The 1,817-nt window shown below is 69.3% G+C and carries 3 protein-coding genes; 2 read left to right on the top strand and 1 reads right to left on the bottom strand.

Annotation, left to right across the window (positions count from 1 at the left end; translation table 11 throughout):
* Positions 1-534 (top strand): SACE_7040 family transcriptional regulator (locus AC5RUJ_RS15605; RefSeq protein ID WP_494156170.1); only part of this gene is annotated, 534 nt, incomplete at its 5' end.
* Positions 535-569: 35 nt separating this feature from the next.
* A complete protein-coding gene (locus AC5RUJ_RS15600) occupies positions 570-1,037 on the top strand; it encodes a GNAT family N-acetyltransferase (RefSeq protein ID WP_494002453.1) in 468 nt (155 codons plus the stop codon).
* Between the two features lie 49 nt (positions 1,038-1,086).
* Here AC5RUJ_RS15600 and AC5RUJ_RS15595 read toward each other — a convergent pair.
* Positions 1,087-1,817, bottom strand: a 731-nt coding sequence (locus AC5RUJ_RS15595; RefSeq protein ID WP_494156169.1) for a dihydrolipoamide acetyltransferase family protein, incomplete at its 5' end; no start/stop codon positions are given.

The following is a 1,817-nucleotide window of genomic DNA, read 5'->3' as shown; positions in this document are numbered from 1 at the left end:
GCCGCCGCCCGCCTCTTCGCCGAGCGCGGCTTCAACGGCGTGTCCATCGAAGACCTCGGCTCGGCGGCCGGCGTCAGCGGGCCGGCCGTCTACCGGCATTTCGAGAGCAAACATGCGGTGCTGGCGGCGCTGCTCACGGGCGTCAGCCAGGACCTGCTCGACGGCGGCCAGGACGTGGCGGCCGGCCAGCAGGATGCCGAGGAGGCGCTCCGCGGCCTGGTCGCCTTCCACGTGGACTTTGCCTTGAAGAATCCCGACGTCATCCGGGTCCACGACAGGGACCTGGACAGCCTCCCCGCCGAGGATTCGGCGCTGGTCCGGACGCTGCAGCGCACCTATGTGGAGGTGTGGGTTTCCGTGCTGGCGCGGCTGCTGCCGGAGGCGGACGCTGCGCAGTTGCGGGTCCGCGCACACGCCGTCTTCGGACTGATCAACTCCACGCCGCACTCGACCCACCGGAGCCGGCAGCCGCGGGAAGCCTGGCGCCGCAATCTGCTGGAACAAATGGCTTGGGCCGCGTTGAAAGCCGAGTAGGGTGTATCAGACACCAACTAGCCGAAAGGTCTGCTGTGATTGAGCTTCGTCCTGTAGAACCTGCCGACCTCGACGAGTTCTTCGAGTACCAGCAGGATCCCGACGCCAACCATATGGCGGCGTTTGCCGCCCGGAATCCGTCTGACCGCGGCGTGTTTGATCTCCACTGGCAGAGCCTGCTCAACGACGAGTCCATCACCGTGCGCACCGTCACCGTCGACGGCGAGGTGGTGGGCAGCGTGCTGGCCTACCCCAACGAGGGGTACCCGGAACTGAGCTACTGGACGGCGAAGTCGCAGTGGGGCAAGGGCGTCACCACCGCGGCCGTCGAGGCCTTCCTGCGGGAATTCTCCGCGCGTCCCATCCGGGCGCGGGTGGTCAAGGACAACCTTGGCTCAGTCAAGGTCCTGCACAAGCTCGGCTTCCGGACCGTCGGCGAGGCCCAGGGCTTCGCCAACGCCCGCGGCGCCGTGGTGACCGAGGAGATCCTCGAACTGGCCTGAGCCGCCTCTGCACCCTGCTCACACCATGGCCAGCACCATGGCCGGGTGATCACACCATGGCCAGCACCATGGCCGGGTCCGACAGGATCGTGCCCACGTCGGCGAGGAAGCGTCCCGCCTGCTCCCCGTCCACCACGCGGTGGTCGAAGGACAGGCTGAGCGTCACCACATCGCGCAGCGCCACCTCCCCCCGGTATTCCCACGGCTGCCGGCGCACCGCGCCGAGGGCCAGGATGGCCGACTCCCCCGGGTTCAGGATCGGCGTTCCGGCGTCGATGCCGAACACCCCGATGTTGGTGATGGAGATGGTCCCCCCGCGCAGATCGGCCGGGGCGGTCCTGCCGGCGCGTGCCGTCTCGGTCAGCTCCCCCAGGGCCTCGGCCAGCCGGTGCAGGTCCATCCGGTGCGCGTCCTTGATGTTCGGCACGGTCAGTCCGCGCGGGGTCGCGGCGGCGATGCCCAGATTCACGTAGTTCTGCTGCACGATTTCGCCGGCGTCCCCGTCCCAGCGGGAGTTCAGCTCGGGGCGGCGCTGCAGCGCCAGGCACAGGGCTTTGGCGGCGATGGTCAGCGGCGTGAGTTTCAGCCCGGCGAACGCCTTGCCCGCCTTGAGCCGCCGGATCAACTCCATGCTCTCCGTCGCGTCGACCGTAAGGAACGAGGACGCATGCGGGGCGGTGAAAGCACTGGCCACCATGGCGGCGGCGGTGTGCTTCCGTACGCCCCTGACCGGGATCCGCGTCTCGGCCTCCGCGGCGCCGCCGAGCCAGCCGCCGGCCG

It is taken from the genome of Arthrobacter sp. Y3223164 (assembly GCF_059091005.1).
This window is presented reverse-complemented; position numbering and strand designations above follow the sequence as displayed.